The following is a 21338-nucleotide window of genomic DNA, read 5'->3' as shown; positions in this document are numbered from 1 at the left end:
AGTTTTTTATGGTTTAATTAATTCTACATTATGGGCTTTTGGATTAAAATTGATATAGAAAAGGGACTGACCATTGGTCAGTCCCTTTTATGTTATTCTTCCCTTGTATTGTACGGCAATCGCACGGTAAATGTAGTTTTTACTTGGGGTTCACTCGTGGCCGTTACTGTACCATGGTGTAAGTTAATAACTTTATTTACAAAGTAGAGGCCTAAACCTATACCGTGATTAGATTTTTTATTTCGCGATTGTTCCGTTTGATACATACGATCCCAAATATGATCCAGAGCTTCAGGTTCGATGCCAATACCATTATCTGTTACGGTAATGACTAAGTCTCTGCCTACGAGTTTAGCCGAAATATCAATAGTAGAGTTTGTAAACTTAATGGCATTGTCCACTAGGTTTGTGATAGCTCGACGTAATGATACTTCGTGAGCATTCATATGTAAATTAGGCTCAATATGAGATGTAATCGTAATCTGTTTATCTGTATTTTCTGTACAGAGTCTTGTATAGTCGTGGACCATATTGGATAACATCAATGATACATTGACAGGTGCAAAGCTTAGACCTTGTGCATTTTCAAGGCGGGCTACATCAAGCAGTTGGCTTACGAGGTTAGTCATGAATTTAGCTTGCTCTAAGATATGTGTTAAACCTTCCCGTAGATCTGCTTCCGTACGACCGTATTTTAAAGCAAATTCACTTTCTGCTTTAATAACGGCAATTGGTGTACGTAGCTCGTGAGATACGTCAGAACTAAATTGTCTTTCACGATTGGAAGAATCCTCAAGACCTGAAATCATACGGTTAAATGTTGTAGTTAGTTCGTAGATTTCATCTCTCGCTGTGCGAGCTGGAATGTCGATACGACGGCTCAAGTCGTTGTTCTTACCGATGACTTTAGCTGTTTTCGTCAAGGTTCGGACCGGTTTAAGTCCTTTTTTGATGAAAAGATAACCGCCTAGGGAGGAAATTAGTAAGAAAATGATATTTCCTAATAATAGGCTGTATAAAAGGTTTTCCGTTTTTTTAGAGGCTGTTTTTACTTTTGTAACAGCACGCAAAATACCACGATAGTTTGGTTCATTGACCGGTGTATCGTAGTAGTAGAAGGTATCATCGCCTGCAGCAATTTCACCAACTTGGCCTAAGGAAAGAATTGTTTGGTTTGGAAACCCATCTGGCAAGGCCCCTTTAATAATATAGCCGTCTTGAGTTGATACAAAGAAGAATGTATTATCTTGGTACGGTTTAAACTTGCGGATATCCGTAGCCATAATCATCGCTTGCTGCTGTAAGCGCTCGCGTACTTCTTTGTTATCGGATTCATGTGTATATGCGTAAATCCATGCGGATGCAACCATCAAAATGATAAGCAAAAAGATGGTATACCACGACATAATTTTAAAGGTTAGGGGCAGCCGATTAAATAAATCGGTGGCTGCCCCAGACATGGTATCTAGATCTCGGTGAGGATCATTAGTTTTCTGTTTTGAGGACATACCCTACTCCACGAACCGTTTGAATGAGTTTTACATTTTCATCAGTATCAATTTTCTTACGCAAATCTTTAATGTATACGTCGATAAGGTTAGAGTAGCTTTCATAATCGTATTCCCAAACATGGTCAAGGATTTGTTGACGAGATAATACGATATTTTCGTTACTTGCTAAATAGAATAATAGGTCGAATTCTTTTGCAGTCAATGTAATTGTTTCGCCGTCGCGTTTAACTGTACGTTGAGGAACATTGATGGTAAGTGGACCTACATGGATATCGTTTTGTGCATGACGCGCATTACGACGAGCCAATGCATAAATACGAGCAGTTAACTCTTCAAGATCGAAAGGTTTTACAAGGTAATCATCCGCGCCAGTGTTAAGGCCTGTAACTTTATCTTGTAAGGAATCTTTTGCTGTTAAAAGCAATACCGGTGTTGTATTACCGTCGTTACGCATTTGTGCAAGAGCACTGATACCATCGAGGATTGGCATCATAATATCCATTACGATAACGTCATAGCTGGATGTGTTAACGTAATCGATCGCTTGTTGCCCGTTGAAGCATGTATCAACTGTCATATTCTCTGCACGTAAATATTTAGCCGTGATACCATTCAGCATTTCTTCGTCTTCTACAAGTAAGATTTTCATTCTCTGTTCTCCTTATGTATGATTTAAAAATATAGCTCTCCAACTACATTAATTATAGTCATTATATATATATATACTTCCTTTTTTTGAAAGCTACAACACCATATAAGGTGACTATATATATAATATTATATAACTTATTTATCTATTATCATACCTTATACAATAGTAATGAGCAAAAGATGAATGTACATGCGAGTTTACAAGACTTTTCTTCATCTTTAAAAGTCTTAAAAATGGTGAAAGACAGAAACTTAATGAATTCTGCTAATGAATAAAATCTAACTATATCGAAGATTGCCGTATGCGCATAGATGAGGATGATTTTATCGATTTTAGATGATGTGCGATAAATCACTAAAAAAACTTATGATAATTATTATCACAGGAATAAATACTTGTTATGAGCGGAGAAAAACGATAATTTTCGATAATTAAATTCGAGGTGAATTTGGTAGGAATTTAATGGATATTAATTATTATAAACTGTTAGCAATGATTAAAAAGCTAGTGTTTATGCGGATTATATAGATAACAAAGGAAATAAAAAAGTAAAAAAATTTCGGAACCGAATTACTTTCGTAAAATCCTTAACTTCTTGTAAAAATTATTCATATAGGTATTTTTTTGACTCCTCTTTTTACCTTAAAAATACTAAGTGAAATAAATTATCAATTAGATTAATCAAAATTAATTATGCATAATAGGGTTTAGACATGACCTGAAATGCTCTCTATAATTATAGGTAAAGGAATAAGAAAAATCGCATAAGTATGGGGTTTTTCTTGAAAGAAAAAATGATTAGGTTATCAAAAATTTTTATAAGTTTTTGAAATGAGATAGTCTAACAAGTTTTCTTATTAATAGGTAGTTATGAGGAGGTCATTATGGAACAGTTTGATGTTCTAGTAGTAGGTAGCGGTGGCGCTGGTCAACGCGCGGCTCTTGAAGTAGGTCGTCGCAAAGGCTTAAAAGTAGCTCTTATTACTAAAATTTTCCCAACTCGCTCTGCAACAGCAATGGCGCAAGGCGGTGTAAATGCATGTTTGAACAATGTTGCAGCTGAAGATACAGTTGAAACTCATACTTTTGATACTGTAAAAGGCTCTGACTATCTTGGCGACCAAGATGCAATCGAATTCTTCTGCTCTCGTTGCCCAGAAGGCGTACTTGAAATGGACCACATGGGTGCTCCATTCTCCCGTACTGAAGAGAATAAAATTGCGCAACGTAACTTCGGTGGTCAATCCTATCCACGTACTTGCTACTCTGCAGATAAAACTGGTCATGTTATTTTGCACACAACTTACGAACAATGCTTGAAAGAAGGCGTACACTTCTTACAAGAATGGTACCTTTTAGATCTTGTTAAAGACGCAAATGGTCACGTTGGTGGCGCAGTTGTGTGGAACATGAAAGAAGGTAAAGTAGAGCAAATTAAAGCAAAAGCAATTATCTTGTCTACTGGTGGTGCAGGTCGTATTTTCTGGACTCGTACTACAAACCCATTCCTTTCCACAGGTGATGGCATGGCAGCAGCATTCCGCGCTGGTAATGGCTTAAAAGATATGGAAATGATCCAATTCCATCCAACAGGTCTTGGTCGTACTGGTATCTTGATGTCTGAAGCGGTTCGTGGTGAAGGTGGTTATCTTCTTAATTCTGAAGGCGAACGTTTCATGAAAAAATATGCGCCTAACAAAATGGAATTGGCATCCCGTGACGTTGTAGCGAAAGCAATCGAAGATGAAATCGCTGCAGGTCGTGGTTTCGGTTCCGGTCTTAACGCATACGTAGTAGCTGACCTTCGTCACTTAGGTCCTGAAGTTATCATCGAAAAACTTCATGGTATTCGTGACTTGGCTATGACTTTCGAACATTGCGATCCATTGACTCAACCGGTACCTATTCGTCCAACATGTCACTATACAATGGGCGGTATCGACGTAGTGGATTACAAAACTTGTGCATGTGAATTGCCTGGTTTGTTCGCTTCTGGCGAAGCATCCTGTATCTCCATCCACGGTGCTAACCGTTTGGGTGGTAACTCCTTGGCAGATGGCGTAGTATTCGGTAAAGTATCCGGTGCTGGCGCAGCTGACTATGCTGAAACACATGAACAACCTAATGTAGATGCAGAATTAGCTGCAGCTGCTAAAGCTTGGGAAGCTAAATTCACTGAAGTAACAACTCGTGAAGGCGGTCGTCCGGTTGTAGAAATCCGCGATGCATTGGCTGATGCAATGTGGAATAAAGTAGGTATCTTCCGTAATGAAGAAGGTATTACTGAAGCATTAAAAGAAATCGAACAATTGATTGAAGATTATAAAACTTGCTATGTAGGTGACCCTGAACGTACTTACAACATGGCATTCGTAAACTATTGTGAAATTGGCTCCATGTTAACAGTAGCAAAAGCTATTGCTATGGGCGCTTTACACCGCCGTGAATCTCGTGGTGCTCATATTCGTGAAGACCATCCTAAACGTAATGATGAAAGATACTTAAAACATTCCTTGATCAAATTAGGTGCTGACGGTCAATACGAATTAACAGAACGCGACGTAGTGTTCACTAAATACGAACCACAAGAAAGGAAGTACTAAGATGAGACAAATCACCTACCATATTCACCGTTACCAACAAGGTCGCGCGTTTGTACAGACTTTCAAATTCGATTACGAACCTGACCGTACAATCCTCTGGGGCCTTCAAAAAATTAAAGATACTCAAGATCCAACATTGACATTCTTGGCAGCTTGCCGTTCCGCAGTTTGCGGCGCTTGCTCCATTCGTGTAAATGGCGAAGCGATGCTCGGCTGTGAATCTAAAATCGATGAATTAACAGAACGTTATGGCACAGACGAATTGACAATCGCTCCAATCGGCAACTTCCGTGTTATCCGTGACTTAGTTGTTGATTGGGAATCCAAAGTTGATCGTTTGAAAACAGTTGCTCCTTGGATTTTCCTTAAAGCTGAATTCAACGAAGGGGACAAAATCGTTCGCCAAACTCCAGCTGACTTCAAAAAATTCGTTGCTGGTACAGAATGTATCCTTTGCGGTTGCTGTGCGTCTGAATGTAACAAATTGACTGCTCGCGAAGACGACTTCTTAGAACCATATGTATTCACAAAAGCTAACCGTTTCGTATTGGATAGCCGTGATGATGCACCTATGGCTCACATTCAACCTGCATTCGACAATGGTCTTTGGAAATGCGTTCACTGCATGAACTGTATCTCCCGTTGCCCTAAACACTTAAAACCTGCTCAAGACATTTCCAACTTGCGTAAAGAAGCTACAAAAGCTGGTCTTACTAACAGCAAAGGCGTTCGCCATGCAGTTGCTTTCAAAGAGGACCTTTACAAAACTGGTCGCTTGAAAGAAGTTTCTATGAGCTTGAAATCTGATGGTGTTGTAGATTCCGCTAAACAAGCATTCTATGCATTGCGTTTGTGGAAACACAGCAAAATCAACCCATTTGAACTTGTAGTACCTCAAAAACCTGTAAACGGTATTGATGGTGTTCGCAGACTTATGAAAGCAGCTGAGGAGGTAAGCAAATAATGAAATACGCATTTTTCCCAGGTTGCGTTCTTGAAAGCGCTGCCAAAGAAGATTACTTAGCAACAGTTGCTGTAGCTAAAAAATTAGGTATTGAGTTGGAAGAACTTGACGGCTGGACTTGCTGCGGCGCTTCCCACGTTCAAGATATCGCTCCAGAAGTTACACTTGCTACAAACGCACGTAATATTGCATTAGCAGAAGAAAAAGGTTTAAACCTTTTAACTGTATGTAATACTTGTACTTTGATGCTTCGTGAAGCTAAAAATGAACTTGATGCAAACGAAAAAGAAAAGAACGAAGTTAATAAAAAATTGGCTCAAATCGGTAAACAATACCGCGGTACAACTGATATTACTCATTTCTTATGGGTATTGATTCGCGATTACGGTTTGGATAAATTGAAAGCTAAAGTTGTTAAGCCGTTAACTGGTTTACGTGTAGCTGAATACTATGGTTGCCATATTCTTCGTCCTCAAACTGAACTGGGCTTCGAAGATTATCAAATGCCTACATCTTTAGCAGATTTGATCTCTGCTATCGGTGCTACACCAATCGACTTCTCCCGTAAACTTGATTGCTGCGGTTTCCATGCTGTATACCCTGCACATGATTCCGTAATGCAAATGACTGGTTCCATCAACAAAGATGCAGCTACAGAAGGCGCAGATTGTGTAGTAACTCCTTGCCCACTTTGCCAAATGCAACTTGATATGTTCCAAAAAGAAGCTAAAGAAGTTGTAGGCGGTGGCAAAGATATGCCAATCTTGCATATGTCCCAATTAGTAGGTCTTGCTCTTGGCATTTCTCCTGCTGAAATGGGTATGCCTAAACGTCACTTAACTGATACTGCGGCAGTGACAAAATTTGTAGGTTAATTCGTTTGATTTAGGCATGATCAGAGTTGATCTATATAGTAGTCTGAATCTAAACCTATTATCATAATTACCAGAAGAACCCCCTAGCTTAGGCTAGGGGGTTCTTCTTTTTTATAAATAGAGCTCCAGTAATGTTAATGGTAATAGTAATAGTAATAGTAATAGATTTGGATTTAAGTGTACTGAAATATTAATCGTGAAATATATATAAACCGATAAATGTAAAATAAATACAGTAAAATACTAACTTTATAAATAAATTTGATTTTGATATCGATTGATAATTGTAGTATAATAAGTACACAAATTGTATACACTTATATGAGTAATAGCTAATATGTTGCAATTCATAAATTATTATAATGCTATATATACTAGACTATACAATATAAATTTGGGAGATATTATATTGGAAATGCTAGTTATTATGCTTTGAGAGGGCGATTAGCATTATAGAGTGTATATACGGGGGAAAATAATGAATGATATGCTATTAGAATATATCGATCGAATGATTGATCAAGAGACAGAACATCGTGTTTTTTCTGTGGATTTTAACAACAAACAGTACTTTGTAAAACAGGATATAAGTAACCATCGCTCTAGTTGGATTAAACCCGCACCTAGAGCTTCTTTTGATTATGAGTTTTACAAGATTTGTTTTGTGAATACGCAATTACCAGTAGCTCCTGTTATTGCTGGTTTTAGAGAACATTATTTTGTTACAGAAGATTGTGGCAAAACGTTAACATATTATAGCCAATTGCCTGCTCAACATCCAGAGGATGATAGTTTGCAAGATATGTTAAGTCATATTTTTTATATGTTTGGCAAGACATTGGGTCGCTTGCATGATTATGGTTTAAGTCATGGTCGTCCTGCCATGCGAGACATTACTTATGAGCCAGAAGAAGATAAGATTACTCTGCTAGATTGGGAGAATAGCCGTCGTTGGCCTGAGTTTACACCGCAAGGCTGGGATTTACTCATCTTTGTTCACAGTTTTTTCCGAGAGGATAATTTACCTATATGTTATCTATATGCTATGATGAATGGCTATAGCTCAGCTTGTACAGCCCGTGAGACCGTTCTACATATAAAAGACATTCTGGGTAAACATGAATATCTTTTTAAATTCTGTCGTATGTTAAATCCTCTACATTTTGTAGACACTGAAGCCGCTGTTAAAGCATATGACTTTATGTTGGCTTTGAAAACCGAATAATATGTATATGGATAGTACTCATAGTAAGAGCACTTTATAGACCTTTACCGGTGTTATCTAGATTGATAAGCTTCTAGATAACATTAGGTAGAGGTCTTTTTCTATTTCAATTCATAGTATTACAGTCAGAGTTCAGCTACTTTCACCATAAGTACCTTAAATAACGGCAAGAGGGTTGTCGAATGAGGGCCTCAGGAATATAAGAGGGTGAAAGGAGGTGATACGATGGCCAATATTAAACGCACTAAATTGGTGTTGCGTTTTAACATCGGTACCGAAGATGCGCCGAAGTACAAAGACGTAACCTATACTCGTGTTGCGGAAGAAGCGTCTGACGATCATGTGAAAACCGTTGGTAATGCGCTGGCAGCCTTGTATGACCACAGTTTGTCCGACGTGGTCCGCGTCAATGAAGTATCCTTAGGACATTAAGTGTAGGTTTTCTACCATTTTGTTTTAGGTGATCCAAACACATTTTTATTGCTGGTTTCGTACATTCTCACATAGTCGTAAAGAGGTGTAGAAATAGCAAGTCCACACATTCCCATCCTTATTGATATGAATCGAAGATAGGCATATTTGTAATTTAACTTGTTTATATAGTCTATTTAGATTCGATGAACTTGTTTATGAAACGTGAAAGGAGGCGCCCACATGGCGGAAAAACGCGTTGTATATCTTACATTTTCTACGGTCGGTGGTAAAAGCACATCAGTCACAATTAGTGCTCCTCGTGCTGGAATTACTTTACAAGATGCTAAAACAGCGGCTAATGCATTAGTGGCTAACAAAGTCATTCTTGGTGCTGGTGATGCAGAATTAGTAGCATTCACTACGGCTCGCGAAGTAAAGACACAAACTACTGAATTGCAATAGTACTGATTATGTACGATGTGATTTTGTTAGTGGAAATATAATTTAATAAAAAGAGACCTTGATCAAAGCGAGGTCTCTTTTTTGTGTTGTAATTGAGATGTGAATTCAAAATTATTTCAGGTTTATAATTTATAATATCCTTTAAAATGACTGGTATTTATATGATATTGGAAAATATAGTATGATATGATAGACTTATTAAGTGATTTTGATTATCGTTTTGATGCAACTTGATTTATTTAAAACTAGTTTAGTAGGGGAGAAAATAAGTTTATAGAATTAAGCTGTTAATAAAGGAGGTTTACGATGAAAGAGGCTTGGGAATTATTCTTACATGGTGGATTTGTTATGTGGCCGTTACTAGTGGCCCTTATCATTGCCGTAGCTATAGCGATTGAACGTATAGCTTATTATCGACAATTGAAGCGGGAAATGTTTGCTCTGAATGATGCATTAGAAGAGAGCGAAATAAACTGGCAATCCTTATTAACTACCTTAGAATCTAAATATACAGCTAATATTTCGTATAATCTACCTCGCGTGATTGGACAGTGTCAGGATCGTAATGTATTGCAGTCTAAAATGGAGGATATGGTGGCTCATGTTTATACGCACGCTTCTCGTGGCCTTGATTGGCTTTCTACCATTGTTACGATAGCACCATTGTTAGGCTTACTTGGTACTGTAACGGGTATGATTGGTGCCTTTCAGGTATTGGGTGCTGACGGTGCGGTACCTACTGCTATTACCGGTGGTGTGGGGGAAGCCCTTGTCGCAACTGCTTCCGGGCTTTGCGTGGCTATTGTAGCATTATGTTTCCATGCTGCATTTACCCATCATGTACGCATGACGATATCTCGTTTAGAAGATTCATTTTCTCGTGTTTTAGATTCTTATGATCGGGGGCATGCTGCATGAAACGAATGAGTCGTATGGAGGGAGAAAAGCCTACTTTAATGGTTATTCCTATGATTGATATCATCTTTTTCTTGCTCGTATTTTTTATGATTAGCACCATATATACAATTCCACAACAATCCTTATCTATTATGCTGCCAAAAACGAAAACGCAGCAGTCCGCTGAGTTGCGCCCGGTTTTAATTGATTTTGAAAAATCTGGGCAGCTGATGATAGATGATGGGTATGTGACGAAAGAACAGCTTATTAGCTCTGTGAAAGCCAAGATTGGAGAGAATAAAAATCAAAATTTCCTTATTCGTGCCGATAAGGATTTGAGCTATGGTAAGGTCGTGGAGTTAATGGATGATATGAAAGTAGCTGGCGCTGCAAGTATTAGTATTGCCACTGTTAATAAATAGGTGATGCTATGCCGAAAAAATATGTAGATGTGTGGAAATATCCACATATGACCTATAAAAAAGCCTTTGTTATTGCTACTATTATCAGTATTATTACGGTTGGTGTTGCTTTTATTTCCTTTTCTGATTACATCGAATCTCAAATGACCGGATCTTTGCAAATTAATTTTCTAACGGAACAGGAAGCGGAGAAACAAGTAGAAGAAATTAAAGAGCAGATTAAAGAAGAGAAGGTTCATGAGCTTCAATACCAAAAAGAATTGGAAAATAATAAAGTTCAACCTGATAACGGTGGAGCCGGTCACGGAGGACAAAATGGGAACTCTGCTGTTCCTACAAAAAGTGATGTAAGTCCGTCTAGTCAACAAGCGAGTGCTGGTGAAATAGGAACGGTTAAACAATCTTCTGTTGGTAGCAATACGGGGAGTGGACTTGTCGGAGCTGAAGGTTCTGGGATCGGGTACGCACCAACAGGTAGCGGAGAAGGGCTTAGCAATCGTGAAGGTACCGGAGGTACTGAAGTTGATGTCGGTGGTGGCGGCACATTCAGTTATGATGGGTATTGGAGTAATTTACAAAGTGCAATTAATAGTAATTACCCTACAGATGCATACACTATGGGGATTCAAGGTGATGTGACACTAAGAATTTATTTTGCCCCAGGTGGCAGTGTTGCCAGTGTGGAAGTCCTCAATTCTGATGACCCTATGTTATCAGAACATGCTAGGGAATATGCTTATAGTGTAGGCGGTGCTGAAAATTCTACAGGTACACAGCAATATGCAGATATTACAATTCACTATAATTTATAAGTATAATGAAAAACTAGTGTCTTTATGGATACTAGTTTTTTTATATGTATATATATTACTTTGATAACATAAAATAATATTGATAGTTATTTCTGATGAATATATAATTGAGATTAGATATCGTTTTATACTATTAGAGCCCTAATATATTTTCTGGAGGTGTGTGATGAAAAAGTCATGGGCAGCACTATTGTGTGTTGTATGTCTAACGTCTGTTGCAGGTGTGGTAGGTGCAGAAAATAATAGTTCTACAAGTGTAGATAGTGTGAATGAATCTCAAAATACTGTGAGTAATGAGCAGTCAAGACGCATGAAAGATATTACGGTTACGGCTACTCGTACGGAGGCTTTAGTTCGCGATGTGCCAATTGCGACAACGATTATTTCACAAGAAGAAATTAAAGATCGCCAATATCGTAATTTAGAGCAAGCCTTACAAAGTGTGCCAGGCGTTGCTTTCAGCACCGATGCCCACGGTGGACAAAATATTACGATGCGTGGTGCCGAATCTCGTCATACATTAATTCTTATTGATGGACGACGTGTTACGGGAGAATTGACGAAAACGAGAGCTAACGCTATGGGCTGGCTTCGCCAAGGCATGGATAATGTGGAGCGTATCGAAATAACGCGTGGTCCGTCGAGTGCCCTTTATGGTTCTGAGGCGAACGGTGGGGTTATTAATATTATTACAAAGCAATCTAGAAAGCCAAGTGTAGAGGTTAATACTGAAATATCTCGTCGTGATGCATCGAGTGCGACAGGGTATAACTTCAATGTATTGGCTCGTAGCGGGCAAAAAGGAAAGTGGAATGGATCGATTGGTGCAGGTATTCGCAGGAATATAGCGGGTAATAATGATTCTGGCTCGGATAATAATTATCATGGTGATCGGATACCGCTTCATTTTGACGTATCTTATCAAGCGGGAAAAAGGGATAAATTTTCCTTCTTTATAGATCGAGAAACTGAAGACTTGGATATGAATACGAAAAAGGGTAGCTCATTAACTCAATCGGTTGATAAAAATACGACTACTACAAGTACAGGTCTTCGTTGGAATGGCCGTCGCGGTCGGTCATCGCTTATGGTGCAGTCTTACTACAATCATTACAAAGACACTTATGATCAATATAAGCGCACGGGTGGCATAAAAAAACTATCCATTTGGGATGAATATTATAATAAAGAATGGATTACAGACGCACAGGTTAACACGGCAATTGATAAGAAGAATCTCTTGACGTATGGCGTTCAATTCCGCCGTCAAGAAGCGATTAGTACGCGTATTAATAATGGCTCCATAGCATGGTCAAGAACTCGAGAAGGCATTACAGATACCGCAGGTAAGGCAACCATTAATTACGGTAGTTACTTTGTACAACATCAATGGAAACCTAGTCGTAAATGGGTAATTATTCCTGCAGTACGTTACGATACGTCAAATGCATTTGATAGCCATTGGTCGCCTAAGATTGGTGTTACCTATAAAGCAAATGATAGTCTTCGCTTTAAAATGAACTACGGTGCAGGCTATTCCACACCTGGTATGACGGAAATGTATCATCATTGGCTTATGGCATCTAATGTGCCGAGAGGGCGATTAGGAACTTTCGATATATATTTGCAAGGTAATCCTAATTTGAAACCTGAAAGCTCTTATAACTTTGATTTCTCTGTAGAAAAAGATTGGAAACGGACAAATGTTAAGGCGTCCTATTTCCACAATGTTATTAAAAATTATATTGAAAGCGGTGCTAATCGTATTGATATGGCAAATCGCCGAATTTATGTTTCGTATTCCAATTTACCTCGTGCTGTATTGCAAGGTGTGGAATTATCTGTAAATCATAGACTCAATGATAAATGGGATGTATTCGGCAACTATACATATTTGGATGCGAAAAATGACGTGACCCACGACCGTCTGTTAAACCGTGGTCGCCATGTATTCAGTGGTGGTGTTAATTATCATCAAGGTCGCTGGACTGGCGCGTTCTGGGGTAATTATTATATTAATTACCTTGATGGCATTGATGCTATCGTTGTTAACCCACGTCTCAGTATCCCGAAAAAGAAAAATATTCAAACTTGGAACGTCATGGTTACTCGTCAGTTGAATGACAATGCATCCATGTATGTAGGGGTTGAAAATATATTTGGTGAAAAACAAGACTTACGGGATGTTCATGGCGCTACTTATCGCATGGGTCTTAACTTGCGTATGTAATAGTGAGACATTAATGTACGCATGAAATGCTGAGGCCTTAATGTATGAATGAAATATATGCATATGTATTGGTGTATGTAATATAGTGGCATTAATTTGAAACTATAATGTATGAGGTTTAGCTTGCATAAGCAATCTGCGAGGTGATCATTATCAATAAGCCGTTATTATGTTTATTGGGGATTGTTGCCGTTGTGGGATCTTTCACTACGGTTATAAGTTTTGAAGGCAAGCGAGAGGTATTCAGCGAGGCAGGTGCTATTCAGATTGAAGATGATACGAAGCAAATTGTGTCGTTGCCAAGTGTAGCAAGTCGTGTAGTATCTATTTCTTCGGCGGATAGTGAATTGCTTATCACTTTAGGTGTTAGCCCCGTAGGCGTAGTAAATTCAAGGGAGTTACCGACAGATGTGCAGGCTAAAATTGCACAGTATCCGAATATGAATAGTGCTGTATCTCCAAGTATTGAACGAATTATTATGTCCGACCCAAATCTCGTTATCGGCATTGCCATGCCGTTTCAAACGGCGTTGCGCAAAGCTTTTAATGCGAATCATATTCCTAGCTTTTACCACTTATCCTCCAATTATGATGACATCATGGACCATATTCGACATGTGGGCACCATGACTGGTCATGATAGGGAGGCGGCTGCGTTGGTCCAGAAATATAATGATATCCTAACGGAAATCATACAGCGTCATAAAGATGAGTCTGCACCGCGTGTCCTCATCGTTTTTGGGACACCTACGAGTTACCAACTAGCCTCCAGTAAAACATATGTGGGAGATATTCTCCAAAGATTAGGGGCAAAAAATGTGGCTGATGTATATTTGCCGCAGGATGTATCGGAGAATGCTTTGGATGGATATATTCCGCTTAATCTGGAGACGATGGCCGTTCTTGATTGTGACAAGGTTATCTTGATTAATCATGGTAGTAGCGGTGAGAAAGATATAGCAGCTTTTAAAAAGGCTTTTAAAACGCCGGCATGGCAGAATGTACCTGCTGTTGCTAATGGGAATATAGAGGTCTTGCCGGGTCCTTTGTTTGCGTCGGTGCCGACCGCTCGAATGGATCAAGTGTTATTATATGCGGAAAAGGTGTTATATGGACAATCTCATTAATGTGCAGGAACGTCGTGGCCTACGCGTTTTTGTGGCTGCGCTGATTCTGTTAATAGCAGGGGTGTTGCTGAGTATGAAACTGGGCGCCGTTCCATTAACTTGGGGCGAATTATACCAAATCATAACGGGTGGCGACACATCGAAAATTGGTCAAATTATCATGACTATACGCTTACCACGTGTTGTAGTGGGCTTTTTAGCTGGCATGAATCTTGCCTTAGCTGGTGTGATTTTACAAGGTATCTTGCGAAATCCTTTGGCGGATCCCGGAATTATCGGCATTACCTCTGGCGGTGCTTTGGCGGCTATGATTATTATGATTCTCATGCCTACTTACGTTATGCTTGTTCCTATTGGTGCTTTTGTTGGTGCGTTAGTGGCATCGTTTTTGGTTTATGGGATTTCTTGGCAAGGTGGACTCAATCCGTTACGCCTTATTTTGGCTGGTGTGGCTGTGGCTGCTTTTTTTTGCGGGTTTAATACGATTCTATCCGTATTTTATCCAGATCGTGTTCAAGGAACGGTGAGCTGGATGGCAGGTGGTTTTGTAGGGCGCAGCTGGGACGATGTGATGATGATCTGGCCTTATACGGCTATAGGCATTATTGGATCTATGATATCTATCAGATGGCTTACATTACTCAGTTTAGGCGATGATACAGCACGTACCTTGGGGGTGCATGTTGAAAGATGTCGATTGTCCTTGCTCGTATTAGCCTCTTTGTTAGCCGCATCAGCGGTGAGCGTGTCGGGGATGTTGGGATTTGTAGGTCTTATAGTGCCTCATGTGGCGCGCCTCATCGTAGGTGTGGATTACCGTTACTTGATTCCTACGTCCATGGTCTTTGGTGGTATATTAATTGTTTATGCAGATACATTGGCGCGCATGATGATTGCGCCTGGTGAAATTCCTGTAGGCGTACTGATGAGCTTCTTGGGTGCTCCATTCTTCTTGTATCTATTGAAAGGGGTGGGGCGAAGATGAGTGTGTTAACCGTCGATAATATAACGGTAGGCTATGGGAAACGATTGATACTGGAGAATCAATCTATCGTCTTTGATAAACCGGAAATAATATCTATCATTGGTCCAAATGGTTCGGGAAAATCAACGTTTTTGAAAGCTTTGGCGCGGCTTATCAAGATAAAACAAGGGACTATATCGTTAGATGGAAAATCTTTACATTCGTGGAATACAAAGGAATTAGCGCGTCATATAGCTTTGTTACCGCAAATTACGACCGCCCCTGAAGGAATGTTAGTTGAGCAGTTGGTTCGATCCGGACGAAATCCGTATGTATCGATTTTTAAGGAACTATCTGATGCGGATTTAGCTGCTGTGGAGCAGGCGATGAAATGCACAGATGTATGGAAATATCGGTATCGGCAAATAGGGGAACTATCCGGCGGTGAACGGCAGCGCGTATGGCTTTCATTAAGTTTGGCGCAAGAACCGAATATTTTACTCCTCGATGAACCGACTACCTATCTCGATAGTCGCCATCAAATTGAGTTGATGGAGCTAGTTAAACGCACACAGCGGGAACGAAATATTATGGTCGTTATGGTGCTCCATGATTTGAATCTAGCTTTGCGCTATAGTGACCGCATTATTGCTATTAAAGAGGGAGCTATTGTAGGTGATGGAACTCCGCATATGATGATGACCCCAGAGAATTTAGCAGAGTGGTTCGGTATTAAAGCGGATATTTTACAAAGTCCTCGCAGTGAAGAAACATGTCCTATATGTGTACCATATGGTCTTGCTTAAATAGAGGAACTTAAATGCTATATACTAGTTAATTGTTAGCTGTTTTTACTGAAATGTACACAATAGCAAAAAAGCTATTTCGAAAATTGCATACTGTTTATACCTTAAAGAGACCCCACCTGTGGTGAGGGTCTCTTTATTATGGTAAAATATATGGTGTACCAAATGGTTGGGTGAAATTTTCACGAAATGATGTACAAGCATAAGTACATTATAGAACCCGGATGGGGATTTTTAATGAGGTAAAATAGTGGAATATATTATTTCGTTTATGGAAACATATGGCTATACGGCCATGTTTATTGCAATGGTTCTAGAAAATGCTAACGTGCCTATTCCAAGTGAAATCGTACTTGGTTTTGCGGGGTATTTGATAGCTCAAGGCATATTTGATATGCATACAACAATGGTGGTAGGTATCTTAGCAGGTATTGTTGGTTCTATAGTATCCTACTGGATGGGTGAGCATGGTGGGCGCCCTTTATTATTGAAATATGGTAAATATATATTCTTTAATGAACATAAATTTGAACTGGCAGAAAAGATGTTTAATAAATATGGCGGTGTAGCTGTATTTTTTGGTCGACTTTTACCTGGTGTTCGTACCTTTATCTCCTTCCCTGCAGGAATGGCACGCTATCCCATGTGGCATTTCATCATCTGGACGGTACTCGGTACGATTCCTTGGACGATTTTGCTCGTTTACTTAGGCAAGGTACTTGGTGAAAATTGGCAAGACCTTATCGAGTACAATCATGAGTTCTTGATTGTTATGATCGTTGTATTTGTCATTATAGCTGTAGTACTGGGCTTTAGATACTATCGTAATCGTCGATAAGGAGGCCCTTATGAAACTCTCTCGATTAACACCAGTCGTATTTATTGTGTGGCTAGTGTTTTATATGTTTGGCAATAATATGTTGCCTGTTACAGATCCCGTTGAATCTAATTATGCGTTAACGGCAAAGGAAATGGTTCTTTCAGGTGATTGGCTATCTCCGCAGATTTATGGTACTTATTGGTACGATAAACCCATCATGATTTATTGGCTCATTGCTCTTGGCTTTAAAATTTTTGGAATTGCTGATTGGGTGGTGCGCCTACCGAGTGCTATTTTCGGTGCTTTGTCGGTGGCGACCATGTATCAATCTACGCGTACCATGAGCGGTAAGTGGGCACTTGGTCTCATTGGGGCATCCGTTCTAGGCACATCTCTCATGTTCTGGACCGTAGCTCATGGCGTTATTACGGATATGGTGCTCCTTTATACGACATTGATGGTCATGATTTACTCCTACAAGGGACTGGTGGAACAGAAACCGTATGCCATGATTGTGGCCTATGTATTCGCTGCGTTAGGCGTACTCACTAAAGGTCCGGTAGCCATTGTGTTGCCTGGTATGATTCTACTTGTTTTTGCAGGTATTAATCGTTCTTGGTCTATGGTGAAAGCCATCTTCGATTGGCGTGGCATTTTAGCCTTTTGTGTAGTTTGTTTGCCGTGGTATGTATACATGTATAGTGTTCATGGTCAAGACTTTATCAATGGCTTCTTAGGACTTCACAATGTAACGCGTGCTACTCAGTCGGAACATCCAGAAGATAATGTGTGGTGGTATTATCTCGCTATCTTCCTTGGTGCTTCTATGCCGTGGACGGGTGCTGTTATTTACGGTATAATCGATGGCTTTAAACAACGTCATACAGGGTTTATCTATAATATGACTTGGGGTGTTGGAATTGTGCTATTCTACACCTTGATGGCAACAAAATACCCTCTATATACCTTTGTTAGCTTAGTCCCATTTAGTGCTATCGGTGCTTTGGGCGTTATGAAGCTTATTCGCAAAGGCAAATCTAGAGCCTTAAAATGGATTATTATGGGGCCGACGTTGCTTTTGTGGATTGCTTATGTAGCAGGTTCTTTCTTCGCACCATGGGGTTTTTATTGTTTGCTCTATGTCGTGGTTGCTATGGCAATATTGGCTATGTTCTATACATGGTATACGAAAAGAGGATATCGTTTAGTTACAATTATTGTCCTTGGTACGATGGTTATATCTTCTATAGTTGTTATGGAAGGTTTAGAGCCATTCGTTAAGCAACGTAGTAATATTGATGTTGTTCCAGTAGTGGATTCCTATGAAGGGGATGTCTATTACTATAACGGCTATAGTACGGCTGTTGTGTATTATACGGGCCATAAGGTTATCAAGATTAATGGTGATGAAAGTCGCTGGGATGATCGAGATAAATTGAAAAAACGTAGCGCTGAATGGCAGAAGAAATATCTTATGGAACAAGTAAGTGAAGAGGAATTTAATAAGACTATCGAATCTGGTAAGCCACTTATGTTAATCGTTCCTAAAGGGGAGGTTAAGCATTTCCGTCAGTCCTCCATTTATCCACATGTATCTGAGTCTAGTGAAGCAGGTACATCAGAAGTTTACATATTAAATAAAAAGACTCTATTCAAATAATTGTGAAAACTTAATAAACATTAAAAGCAGGTAGTATTCAACGGATGCTACCTGCTTTTTGTTATGTTTGTCATTCTTAGTTAAATGCTTGTTTAAAGAGAATATGATTCTGTGCATATTGATATTTTTCGTACATAAATAATAATACCTACAATATTAATATGATTTATTGACATAATTAATACATATTGATATAGTAGGTTATATTAAGTTTAAAAGACGAGGTGTTCTAAAGCCTTATTTCATCTAAGGTTTAGAAAAATGCGAAAAAGTGACATGAGTCATAAACGCCCCTTGTTGTGAGGTAGAAAGAGGGGACACTATGAAAAAAACTTGGTATCTAATCACTGCTATCGTGCTGTTGGTAGTAAGTGGGGTGGCGTATGGTTATCATGAATACAGTAAACCGAAGACCGCCCAAGAATTAAAAACTGTACGCGTTGCGTATTTACCGATTACTCATGCGCTGCCCGTATTTGCTACGAAGGAATTGGAGACAGCGGATGGTCCTGTCCATGTAGAGCTTGTTAAATACGGTTCCTGGCCGGAACTCATGGATGCGCTCAACACCGGTAAAGTAGATGCTGCAGCCGTTCTCGTTGAACTGGGCGTAAAGGCTCGTGAACAGGGAATTGATGTGCGCGCAGCGGCATTAGGCCATACGGAAGGCAACATTATCGTTGTAAATAACGACATTAATTCTGTACAGGATTTGAAAGGTAAATCCTTTGCTATCCCTCATAAGCAATCAACTCAAAAAATTCTTGTAGACCTCATGCTTGAACGGGCAGGCCTTAGTGAGAAGGATGTACAGATAGTGGAGATGAGTCCTCCTGAAATGCCGTCCGCATTGTCGGTCGGTCAAATCGCTGGGTATAGCGTGGCTGAGCCTTTCGGTTCTCTTGCCATAGAAATGGGCGCCGGAAAGGTCTTTGAAGACCCTGATCACTTATGGCATGACAATATCTGCTGCGCCCTCGTGTTCAACGGTCAGTTCATCGATGAACACCACGATTTGGCGAAGGCTTTCACAAAAGCCTATCTCGATGCAGGTACATATTTAGATGAGCATCCGGAGGCGCAAAAGGAGATTGCCTTGAAATATATGAAGTTCAAGGATCCTGTTATCGAGCGTTCCTTGCAGGTGATTGGGTTTGGAGATTTGGCCCTCACCGAGGAGCGTTATAAGGCGCTCGTGCATCACATGACCCATGTCGATTTGATTAAAAAGGTGCCGAGTTATTCAGAGTTTGTAGATACATCGCTATTGCCATAGGGGGTAGACCATGAAGAAATACACATATGTGCCGGGGGCGTTCATCGCGGTCTGGCTGATTTGGGAGCTGGTTGTCCGCATCGGCGGATTTAACGAAGCCTTGTTGCCGACGCTGTACAAGGTGCTGCTCGGCTTCGGGGAACTCATCGGGGACGGCGTATTGTTCAAGGATATTGCGGACAGTTTGGTGCGCTTTTTCATAGGCTATATCATTTCCGTCGTAGCCGGCGTTTTCCTGGGGCTCATTTTAGGCTGGTATAAGGGCATTTGGAACTATATCAATCCCATCGTTCAGGTGATTCGTCCCATTTCACCGGTAGCATGGTTGCCGTTTATCGTTCTGTTCTTCGGTATCGGACAGGCGCCTGCCATCGTTATCATCTTTATTGCGGCGTTTTTCCCGGTTCTATTGTCCACGGTGTCCGCGATTCAGAATATCGATCCCGTATACATCAAGGTGGCTCGAAATTTTGGTATCAAGCAGCCGGAATTGTTATTTAAAATTGTATTGCCCGCGGTGTTTCCCGGTATTGCATCAGGACTTCACATCGCGCTCGGCACGGCGTGGATATTCCTGGTGACGGGGGAAATGGTAGGGTCCCAGACGGGTCTTGGATTCCTCATCATCGATATGCGGAACAATTTGCGCAACGACCTCCTGATGGTGGCGATTCTGACGATCGGCTTTGTGGGACTTTTGCTTGATTGGGGCGTGTCCCTCATCGAAAAATGGATTTATAGACGTTGGGGCATTGAGAAATAGGAGGTGGACGCATGGGTTACATTTCGGTGCGCAATGCACACAAGGAATTTATGAAAGATGGAGAACCACTCACCATCCTTGAGAATATTAATCTGGACATTGAACAAGGTGAATTTATTTGTCTCTTAGGTCCTTCCGGGTCCGGTAAAAGTACGCTTTTAAATGCTATGGCAGGCTTTGAGCTCGTTACCTCGGGTTCTATTACCATTGATGGCGCAGAGGTGAAAGCACCCCAATTGCGGTATGTAACGGTTTTTCAGAATTACGGACTGTTACCGTGGCGAACGGTGGAAAGCAATATTGAACTGGGTCTTGAAAGTAAGAATGTACCAAAGGAAGAGCGACCTGATATTATCGATAAATACGTGAAAATGGTGGGGCTCGATCATGCTCGGAATCGCTATCCGGCGGAGTTGTCCGGCGGGATGCAGCAACGTGTTTCCATTGCGCGGGCGCTAGCGGTCGATCCGGATATTATATTTATGGATGAGCCGCTTGGGGCCCTCGACGCGTTGACACGCATTAATTTACAGGACGAAATCTCCCGCATCTGCCGTGAAGAGGGTAAAACGGTCGTATTTGTTACGCATGATATTGAAGAGGCTGTAGTCCTTGCGGATCGTGTCGTAGTGCTCGCCGCTAATCCGGGACGGGTGCAAACGATCATCCCCGTCAATCTCATCGATAGGACGGACAGGACCTCCGCATCCTTCGTCAATATTCGAAATCACATATTTGAACAATTCCAACTCGCCAAAGAAGACAAAATCGAGTTTTATATATAAATGTGATATTGTATATATTAGTAGCAACAGAAGCCCAACAAAAACTGTAGTTTCAAAGATAGTAGGATCG

At 40.3% G+C, this 21338-nt stretch carries 20 protein-coding genes; 18 read left to right on the top strand and 2 right to left on the bottom strand.

Features of this window, described 5'->3' with window-relative positions; genetic code table 11:
* Window positions 1–92: 92 nt before the first annotated feature.
* Together E7L28_RS05525 and E7L28_RS05520 are read right to left on the bottom strand one after the other, a co-directional pair.
* Window positions 93–1508, bottom strand: coding sequence for a sensor histidine kinase (locus E7L28_RS05525; RefSeq protein WP_004694649.1), 1416 nt, complete (start codon window positions 1506–1508; stop codon window positions 93–95).
* Window positions 1486–2160 carry a response regulator transcription factor gene (locus tag E7L28_RS05520; RefSeq protein WP_004698139.1) on the bottom strand — a complete coding sequence of 225 codons (675 nt, stop codon included), beginning with the start codon at window positions 2158–2160 and terminating at the stop codon, window positions 1486–1488. The genes E7L28_RS05525 and E7L28_RS05520 overlap by 23 nt, the downstream gene beginning before the upstream one ends.
* Window positions 2161–3047: 887 nt before the next feature.
* Here E7L28_RS05520 and E7L28_RS05515 point away from each other — a divergent pair.
* The 18 genes from E7L28_RS05515 (at window position 3048) to E7L28_RS05430 (ending at window position 21268) form a co-directional block, all read left to right on the top strand.
* Window positions 3048–4766, top strand: a complete 1719-nt coding sequence (locus E7L28_RS05515; protein ID WP_278606536.1) for an FAD-binding protein — start codon at window positions 3048–3050, stop codon at window positions 4764–4766.
* A gap of 1 nt (window position 4767) precedes the next feature.
* A complete protein-coding gene (locus E7L28_RS05510; RefSeq protein WP_008714753.1) occupies window positions 4768–5730 on the top strand; it encodes a succinate dehydrogenase/fumarate reductase iron-sulfur subunit in 963 nt (320 codons plus the stop codon).
* The gene (locus E7L28_RS05505) at window positions 5730–6605 is read left to right on the top strand and encodes a CoB--CoM heterodisulfide reductase iron-sulfur subunit B family protein (protein ID WP_004698224.1); all 876 of its coding nucleotides are present in this window, start codon (window positions 5730–5732) and stop codon (window positions 6603–6605) included. Before E7L28_RS05510 ends, E7L28_RS05505 begins: the two co-directional genes overlap by 1 nt.
* 478 nt (window positions 6606–7083) lie before the next feature.
* On the top strand, window positions 7084–7830 hold the full coding sequence (locus E7L28_RS05500; protein ID WP_316711488.1) for a BUD32 family EKC/KEOPS complex subunit: 747 nt from the start codon (window positions 7084–7086) through the stop codon (window positions 7828–7830).
* A 225-nt stretch (window positions 7831–8055) separates the two neighbouring features.
* On the top strand, window positions 8056–8262 hold the full coding sequence (locus E7L28_RS05495; protein WP_004698290.1) for a DUF1659 domain-containing protein: 207 nt from the start codon (window positions 8056–8058) through the stop codon (window positions 8260–8262).
* 222 nt (window positions 8263–8484) lie between these two features.
* Window positions 8485–8706 carry a DUF2922 domain-containing protein gene (locus E7L28_RS05490; protein WP_315307548.1) on the top strand — a complete coding sequence of 74 codons (222 nt, stop codon included), beginning with the start codon at window positions 8485–8487 and terminating at the stop codon, window positions 8704–8706.
* A gap of 306 nt (window positions 8707–9012) precedes the next feature.
* Window positions 9013–9624 (top strand): MotA/TolQ/ExbB proton channel family protein, encoded by a 612-nt coding sequence (locus E7L28_RS05485; RefSeq protein WP_315307549.1) that lies wholly within the window; start codon window positions 9013–9015, stop codon window positions 9622–9624.
* Complete coding sequence (locus E7L28_RS05480; protein WP_004698134.1) at window positions 9621–10025, top strand: ExbD/TolR family protein; 405 nt, start codon at window positions 9621–9623, stop codon at window positions 10023–10025. Before E7L28_RS05485 ends, E7L28_RS05480 begins: the two co-directional genes overlap by 4 nt.
* An 8-nt stretch (window positions 10026–10033) precedes the next feature.
* Entirely contained in the window at window positions 10034–10837 is an 804-nt protein-coding gene (gene tolA / locus E7L28_RS05475; RefSeq protein ID WP_316692139.1) for a cell envelope integrity protein TolA, read from the top strand.
* Window positions 10838–11003: 166 nt separating this feature from the next.
* A complete protein-coding gene (locus tag E7L28_RS05470) occupies window positions 11004–13067 on the top strand; it encodes a TonB-dependent receptor plug domain-containing protein (RefSeq protein ID WP_316692137.1) in 2064 nt (687 codons plus the stop codon).
* A 194-nt stretch (window positions 13068–13261) separates the two neighbouring features.
* Entirely contained in the window at window positions 13262–14194 is a 933-nt protein-coding gene (locus E7L28_RS05465) for an ABC transporter substrate-binding protein (protein ID WP_316692135.1), read from the top strand.
* On the top strand, window positions 14178–15179 hold the full coding sequence (locus E7L28_RS05460) for a FecCD family ABC transporter permease (RefSeq protein WP_316692134.1): 1002 nt from the start codon (window positions 14178–14180) through the stop codon (window positions 15177–15179). Before E7L28_RS05465 ends, E7L28_RS05460 begins: the two co-directional genes overlap by 17 nt.
* Entirely contained in the window at window positions 15176–15964 is a 789-nt protein-coding gene (locus E7L28_RS05455; protein WP_118091237.1) for an ABC transporter ATP-binding protein, read from the top strand. Before E7L28_RS05460 ends, E7L28_RS05455 begins: the two co-directional genes overlap by 4 nt.
* Window positions 15965–16214: 250 nt before the next feature.
* Window positions 16215–16802 (top strand): DedA family protein, encoded by a 588-nt coding sequence (locus E7L28_RS05450; RefSeq protein ID WP_008602158.1) that lies wholly within the window; start codon window positions 16215–16217, stop codon window positions 16800–16802.
* Window positions 16803–16812: 10 nt separating this feature from the next.
* Window positions 16813–18444 (top strand): ArnT family glycosyltransferase, encoded by a 1632-nt coding sequence (locus E7L28_RS05445; protein ID WP_316692133.1) that lies wholly within the window; start codon window positions 16813–16815, stop codon window positions 18442–18444.
* A 322-nt stretch (window positions 18445–18766) separates the two neighbouring features.
* The gene (locus E7L28_RS05440) at window positions 18767–19720 is read left to right on the top strand and encodes an ABC transporter substrate-binding protein (protein ID WP_316711487.1); all 954 of its coding nucleotides are present in this window, start codon (window positions 18767–18769) and stop codon (window positions 19718–19720) included.
* A gap of 10 nt (window positions 19721–19730) precedes the next feature.
* Window positions 19731–20483, top strand: coding sequence for an ABC transporter permease (locus E7L28_RS05435; protein ID WP_316711486.1), 753 nt, complete (start codon window positions 19731–19733; stop codon window positions 20481–20483).
* A gap of 11 nt (window positions 20484–20494) precedes the next feature.
* Entirely contained in the window at window positions 20495–21268 is a 774-nt protein-coding gene (locus E7L28_RS05430) for an ABC transporter ATP-binding protein (protein ID WP_316692354.1), read from the top strand.
* Window positions 21269–21338 lie beyond the last annotated feature (70 nt).

The sequence above is a fragment of the Veillonella parvula genome (assembly GCF_032575955.1).
Taxonomy (GTDB): domain Bacteria; phylum Bacillota; class Negativicutes; order Veillonellales; family Veillonellaceae; genus Veillonella; species Veillonella parvula_J.
Note: the sequence above shows the minus strand (reverse complement) of the source record. Positions and strands in the feature narration are given on the sequence as shown.